Annotated in this window: 4 protein-coding genes and 1 pseudogene; all 5 read right to left on the bottom strand. The window is 56.4% G+C overall.

Annotation, left to right across the window (positions count from 1 at the left end; translation table 11 throughout):
* Nucleotides 1–185 precede the first annotated feature (185 nt).
* Nucleotides 186–389 (bottom strand): annotated as a pseudogene (locus tag O7A70_RS24245) (transposase); the annotation flags it as partial.
* Nucleotides 390–469: 80 nt separating this feature from the next.
* The gene (locus tag O7A70_RS24240) at nucleotides 470–1,699 is read right to left on the bottom strand and encodes an ATP-grasp domain-containing protein (protein ID WP_337142645.1); all 1,230 of its coding nucleotides are present in this window, start codon (nucleotides 1,697–1,699) and stop codon (nucleotides 470–472) included.
* 473 nt (nucleotides 1,700–2,172) lie between these two features.
* Entirely contained in the window at nucleotides 2,173–4,884 is a 2,712-nt protein-coding gene (locus O7A70_RS24235) for a lyase family protein (protein WP_337142644.1), read from the bottom strand.
* The gene (locus O7A70_RS24230) at nucleotides 4,871–5,938 is read right to left on the bottom strand and encodes a pyridoxal-phosphate dependent enzyme (protein ID WP_337142643.1); all 1,068 of its coding nucleotides are present in this window, start codon (nucleotides 5,936–5,938) and stop codon (nucleotides 4,871–4,873) included. Before O7A70_RS24230 ends, O7A70_RS24235 begins: the two co-directional genes overlap by 14 nt.
* Before the next feature lie 8 nt (nucleotides 5,939–5,946).
* On the bottom strand, nucleotides 5,947–7,005 hold the full coding sequence (locus O7A70_RS24225) for a GHMP family kinase ATP-binding protein (protein ID WP_337142642.1): 1,059 nt from the start codon (nucleotides 7,003–7,005) through the stop codon (nucleotides 5,947–5,949).
* Between the last annotated feature and the right edge of the window lie 150 nt (nucleotides 7,006–7,155).

Below are 7,155 nucleotides of genomic sequence, written 5' to 3'. Positions count from 1 at the left end.
TCGAACCGGCTCCTCGTCCCTGGACTTAAGCGTAAGCTCTGAAATCGTCATGTGTCGAAGCCCTCAAAGGCTCCGAGCATCGTGGCTCACGACCACGCGCGAAAGGTGGCGCCGGGACAGCGCTCACCGTCGAACTCCGGGAAACGGCGCTGATACTTGGCGATCAGCTTCGGGTCGAACGTTCACGCTCGATCGCGCGGGATCGCAAGCTGCATCTTCGACGTGCCCGTCAGAACCGTCTTCCGCGAATGGCCGTTGCGGCGGTTGGCACTGCCGTCGGCGCTTTCATCCTCGAGGTGCTCGTCAAGCTCGGCATTCAGTATCCGCTCCGAAAGCGCCTTCTTCAGATCGTCGAGCAAGCCGTCCTTGCCGAGGCCGCTCGACGAAATTACCCTGACCGATTTGCAACCCCGGTCGGCAAAGGAATTTCGAATGAACAGGGCCAATTTTATACTTTAGCCGTTTTCAACTATCCTTGGGGCGTGATGGACCAGTTGATCAAGTCAACCGCGCGCTGAAGTATCGCCTCGGCACGAGGGAGGCTGGACGAAGCCGCGATGACATGCCCCAAACAATCTCTATAGTCGCCTTTTCTAACAATCGGAGTTTTTGGTTGAACATAGAATTTGACCTCAGCGACACCTGGTAGAGCAGCTGCCTCGCTCTCCCCACCGATCCAGTCAAGCGTCCCATCGCGATCAGCAACTAAGAATCGTGCGGCCGCTGTTTGCGAATGCCTTTTGCGCAAATCCAATTCTTCGCCGATGGCAAGCTTAATATGCGCCGTGATCAGATCAATACCGTAAGCCAGATCAACCATTTGGGGAGTCGGCGAGCCATGAAGGCGCGGGTTGACCTCAATGATCACCGGCCCACCCTCGGTCCACTGGACTTCGATGCCCGCTGGTCCCCAGCCCAGGCCAAGAGCGCGCAAAGAGCTAAGGGAGATATCGATAATGCTACGCTCATGCTCCTCGTTATTCAGCGCGGCCGGATAAGTTGCATCACGATAGACGAAATTCGGTGGGGGACCGCAGTGGAGAGTGGAAATCCCAACGACCGCATCCCCCATTGTGTCTACCCCATAAGCGGGGCCGCCATTTGCGAATTCTTCGACCAGAATCCTCGGCGCAGCCCCCCATCGGTGCTGTCCGCCCAAAATATAGTTCGTATGTTCGGCCAGTTCGCGGGCGGTGCGGCACAATCGGACACCGACGCTGCCGCTGCCCGCCGCAGGCTTGATTATCACCGGCAGTCCAATCTCCTCGGCAGAATCCCCCACTTCAGCTGCGTTGGTCGCCAAGCGATACTCAGGTATCGGAACGCCTGAGGCAGCGAGAAGTTGACGCTGAGTGTACTTGTCGCAGCATTGTTCAATAGCTTCTAGGTTCGGCCCTGGCAGGACGAAATGACGGCAGAGCTTGCCAGCCATCACACAGGCCGACTCGTCGGCGCGAGAAAAGCCGATAATGCCAGCAATCTCATACGTCTCACTTATCTGAGAGCATTGTTGGACGAGTGCGTCGAGATTGTCCGTATCGACACGAACTGCTTCATGCTTTTCTGCCGCGATATAACAGTACTGGGCTGGGTCAGCCGACAGGGTGATTGGATAAAGACCAAGTTGCTGAGCCGCCAAGATGTATGAGAGACCCATACCGCTATGACCCTCAACCAGGATGAGCGCTCTTGTTGCCACTGTCGTTCCGCTCCGATGTTGCGTGTTGAGCGGCCTCGGACCCGATCGGGATCAGTGTTCACGTGTTCAGCCGCGCCTGAGATCAGGCCTGTGGAACGTACCATCCCCGCCGATTTGCCGTCGCAAAGATTCTGCAAACTTAGTTGAAGGAACTGTTGCGACGTAGTTGGTTTACGGGCACCTATTTCATAGAGGAGCGACGGGTAGCGACCGATCCGCAACGAGCGCCTCGCACGTTTCAGAGCGACCCATATCGTGCGGCGAGCGGCCGCCAAGCGATGGCCAGCGGGCCGTCCTGAGCGACAAGGCCATATCGCCACGTTATCTGGCACTCCCTCGCCATAAAGTTTCTCCAGTCCGGTGCGGATATTTTGACGGTTCAAGGCTGGCTCGGGTCCGCCGACGAGGTGGAGGGCCCGAACTCTTCCCCCTCTGCCCACGCGGCGCTCATCACCACAGGGTATTAATGCCGCTCATGTAGGCAAGCCGTCAGGTGGTTTGATGCCGCCGATGATTTCTTTCACCCTCTGTTTGCGGTGCATCTCGGCACTCTCCCAGCCTTCCCGTATGTCTGCACATTTGAGTTGGGCATCCCGAAAGAGCGTTTTTGCTTCGGCAAGCTGGGCCTCGGTTGATGCTGTTCCTGGTCCTCCTCCGAACTGCAGAGCGTCCCTGCATTCTTCAGGACTCGTCGGCAATACCCCAGCGAGGTGACTAGCCAACTCTCTTCGGCGCTTCGAGATAGAGCCATCCTGCGACAGTCGCGCCACGATCTCGCCAATTTGTGTGTGGGCGGCCCTGAAGGGAACGCCTCGCGACGCCATTCGCTCGGCCGCTACAGTGGTCATTGCCAAGCCGTCTTCCAGATTTTGCCGCATCGATGCCGCATTGAAAGACATGAACTTCACAACCAGCGATGTAAGGATTATGGCTCGCTTAAGGGCATCTTCTGCAGGGGCCAGCGACGAGCAGCCGTAGTTGCTGGATTCGATGGAGTTGCTGAAAGGCGATTTGCAGCTTGCCGTTGCCGCAGAGACGTATGCGCCAATCACGGTGCTTGCCGCCCCCTTGATGTGTTCAAGAAGATATGGGTTCTTCTTTTGCGGCAGCATGGAAGAGCCCCCGGCAAGATTGCGAGGAACCTCGATGAGAGCAAACTCGCGCGTCGTCCAAACCTGAAGATCCTGAGCAACACGACTGAGCAATATCGACACACCAGTAAAGACTGAAAGCCCCTGCAGATGGAAGTCCCGGCTCGCTACTGCGTCGAGGGAGTTAAACGAGGGCAGTTCAAATCCCAAAAGGCCCGCGGTTTTCGACGGATCTATGGGCATGCTGGTTCCGCCGCCAGCGCCGGCTCCCATGGGGCAACTCCTAACGTCTTCCAAGAGGCGAAGAAGCCTTTGGCGCTCGCGCCCGAGAGCAAAGAAGACCCCGAGCAGGTAGTGCCCCGGCGACCCCGGAAGGGCGATTTGGTATTGGCTGTACAGTGGAGCTATAAGTGTGGACGCTTCTTCGGCTCGCTGAAGCAAGACCTCTTGTGCAGCTCCTATTTCTTGCGAAGTGGAACATGCGGCGTCCCGCAGAGCCATTAGAGAAATGGTGGCGTTCAAGTCGTTGCGGGACCTCGCCAAGTGTAGCCAGCCAGCTTTTTCCGGGCCTGCCCTGGCGGCAAGCTCGGCCTCATAGGCCAGATAGAGGCCCCGCGGAGCATCGCGGCCCTCCAAAGATCGAAAGCCCTCGCTCTGGAGGCTGAGAATATGCTTGAGCAGGTCTGCGGCTAATGCTCGCTCAACCAAGCCTTGATCGGCGAGCATCACCAGATGTGCTTCATCTATGGCCGCTTGGAATTTCAGGAGTCGACCGTCGCGCGAGATTTCGATGGGCGGAGCGAGCAGCTTCATCGCTTCAGGATGCAACGTCCATCTGCCTTCGCTTAGCCCTCCGTCTTGCTTGCTCTGCGCTTCGCCAGCAGTCGGGTCGATGTCAACGACAATGGAATCGATCATCTGTTCAGCCGCTGCGGCCGCGGCGTCGAGCTCGTCAGCAACGCCGATCGCATACGCTACACGGTCTCTGAAGTCGCCATTTATCTGTATTTCCTCCCCCTCAGATTTCAGAAGACCCGTTTCGGGCACGATCGGCCCAGCATTCTGGGAAAAGCTCAGGCGCTTGAGCTTCCCGGACTTCTGGGCGAGGCCGAAACGGATGGCTCCCGCTCTTGTCTTGCTCAACCGGAGATGCGGGAACGCTTCACCCGCATAAAGCTTGATAACCATGTCAGGGATTGACGTGCCTAAAGCGTGCGAGAGCATGACTGGAATCATTCCGCCAGCCAACCGAGGATTTACCTCAATGACGACAGGACCTGACTCCGTCACTACAAACTCCACATGAGCCGGTCCGAAGTCCAGCCCCAAAGCCGATGCTGCTCCTGCTGCGAAAGAAGCCAGGTCCCTCAGCGACGACTCCGGAAGCGGGGTGGGGAAGTCGTGCCCAACCTCGACGAAGTGAGGTGGCGGCCCCTTGTGCTTGGCAACGATAGCAAGGCAATGCACCTTCCCGTTAAACGCAATGATCTCTGCAGAGTATTCTTGGCCTCTTATGTATTGCTGAATTAGAACTTCTGGGCTTTGCAAACCTACTTGATCGAGCAACACGTCCTTTGCTCGCCCGAATGCCTGTATGGCGGCCGTGCTATTTTCGCAAAGGCACACGCCGCTACTGCCGCTTCCCGAGACCGGCTTCACGACGACCGGAAAAGTAATTTGAGCAAGATCTAGCTCTCTGACCGAAGTGATCAGTTGGGTCTTTGGCACCGAGATCGATTGTCGCTGCAATTCGGTCACTTGCTTCCATTTGTTCCGACACCTAGCTACAACCTCCGGACTCGCCGTTGGCAGCCCTAGTTTCATCGCGGCTCTGCACGCCGTTTCCACAAAATAGTCCGAGGATGAAAATATTCCTATCAACCCTGTCAGTTTGGCGGCGACCCTGAGAATTTCATCCGGACTACGCGTTTCGGCTTCAACTACTCGCGCGCCGCACTCGTCGAGAAAGCGGTAGCGGCCCGGATTTCGAGTAATGAGATAAGGCTCAAAACCCAAGGCCGCGGCACGCTTGATCAATAGCTCGCCAGTGCCGGTCGTGTTGCTTTCCACGAAAAGAAAACTATTCCGATCCATCATGCCACTCCAATATCTTCAAGACAGCCTCCCGGCTTTTGCGCTTCCAGCGGTATCGGTTCCATGGCGGGAGAGCAGTCGAGGGGTGATCTTCGCTAGCTGGAGAGTCCAAGAGAACACCATTATGCAGGCATCCGTTCTGCTCGCACCACTCGTGATCGTAGACAGCCTCGACGTAGCGGTGGCCTTCGTCAGGACATATCACCACTACGGTTTCCTCTGGATACTCCTGAGCGCGCCACCGCCCGACGATATAGCTCGCGCCGGAAGTCGGGCCCGCAAAAACTGCGTGCCGTTCGTGAAGGTCACGCGTCGCAGCAAAAGCCAGCGAAGCCGATATGAAATGAACTTCGTCATAAAGTTCATGCTTCACGTTTTTCGGGACGAGACTGTTACCCAACCCGCGCAGTTTCCGTTCACCGTCCGCCTGACCGAAAATGACGCTATTGAAAGTGTCCACTCCAATCAGCCGGGCGCCGGGGGCTTTGCGGCGGAGGGGCTCTATTGTTCCGCAAGTGGAACCGCCTGATCCGACCGATCCCACCAACGTGATCTCTGCCCCAACCATTCCAGTAATCTGGTCGGCGAAATATTTGTAGGCGCCGGGATTGTCTCGAGTTTCGTATTGGCGAGGCCAGAAACAGGAGTGGCCTAACTGTTTCATCCTAGTCTGCAATGCGTCGAGGCGGCTCCTTTGATATCCGCCTTGCTCCGCCTTTTCTGTTACTATAACTACTTTCACCCCCAGCGATCTCAACCTTTTTTCAAGAGCCCTGTCCATCACCGGATCAGTGAAGATTTCGAGGCGGAAACCATATTCCCGGCAGACTACAGCCAACCCAAGGGCAAATGTTCCGCTCGACGTCTCTAGAATCGTCGCGTCTTGCTGCAATGTCTCTCGAGCCAGCGCTCGCTCAATAATGTACTTTGCAGGAAGAAGTTTCATGAATGCAAACTGCGCCAGGTAAAGATTGGTCCTGCACCGAATGATCCGGGGTAGCGCATAGGCCTCAGAATAACCGGAGAACGGATGGTGTGTATGATCGGCGTCCATGCGGTAGCTCACCGGCAGCCATTCATTGTGACATATATTTTTGGCGAGCTGTGAAACGACGACACACTGTCCACAACCGACCGAAGCGTCCGTGGGAAACCAGGCGCCAGTCGATCCAGTAGGATCCCGATCATGGTACCGCTATGGGCGACAACAACGCCGAGCGCGCCAGTGTCCTCAGACGCTTTCAGCATCGAATCTAGATGCTCTTTGGGAACCCGCTCCTGATGCAGGAGCGCGCTTGTTGTAGCTATTCCACCAATCGCGGCGGTGTCGCCCCCCGAGATAGCTGAACGTGTCCGCTCGAGTAGTTCATGATATTGAGCTCGGTGGCTAGCGGAGATCTCACCTCGCCGTTGGTCATAGTCGACGGTTTCAATCGTCCCTCCCTCATCAATGCCAACGATAGCTAGCGGCGGCATCTGTCCGAGAAAGGAGAAAAGCCTACATGATCGCTGTTGATATGCGACCACGCCGGGGTACATCACCCCGTCGGACGGCTCGATTTCTGCCATTAGCTTCTCAATCAACGATGTACGGATCCTACGATTGAAACAGGACGCGATTGACCTTGCAGCTGCAACAAGATCCGCAGACGAACTCGCCAGCCCTTTACCTTCGGGGAGCTCAGATTGTAGAATAAGGGTTCCTCCTGAGACGCTCAGCGCACTCACGAGATTCTCAGCCAGTCGTTTTGCTTTGATTTTATGGAATGGATAGACGGTTACAGATCGTATGCCTGGAGACGGAATAAAGTAGGCCCGAGCAAAGAGCGCGATGGGCATCGTGACCAAGAAATGAGAGTCGCGGGAAAGGGAGCCGATGGACAGCTGGCCTTGCAGCAACTCGCCGAACGTGCCGCAACAAAGAGCGCAGCTCTCGCGGAAATGAACCCCAAGCTGCGGCCCGCTCTGGGTGATGCTTTCAGCCGTACTTTCGCCATCGAACATCTGGTGACATACGTACGGCTTCCAGGCTTCATCTGCGGCCGCTTCATTGAGTTCTGTAATCGTTCTCAACCTGCTTCTCGCAGCAGCCACGGGATGCGTCGGATTCTGGATCGACATATCGCCGTTCCTCCAAGCTCATTGATAATGCGATTTGCCGATAGGAGATGAGACGCTTCTCGACCCCTGCGCCACTTTTGTTGACCTCTACGGGACCGCATCCGACAGAGCCTCGTCTATCGCATCGATTTGAATCGTTCGAGCAAGGTT

The sequence above is a fragment of the Mesorhizobium sp. Cs1299R1N1 genome, assembly GCF_037179655.1.
Classification (GTDB): Bacteria; Pseudomonadota; Alphaproteobacteria; order Rhizobiales; family Rhizobiaceae; genus Mesorhizobium; species Mesorhizobium salmacidum.
The sequence above is the reverse complement of the archived record's forward strand: the minus strand, read 5'-3'. Positions and strand labels throughout refer to the sequence as shown.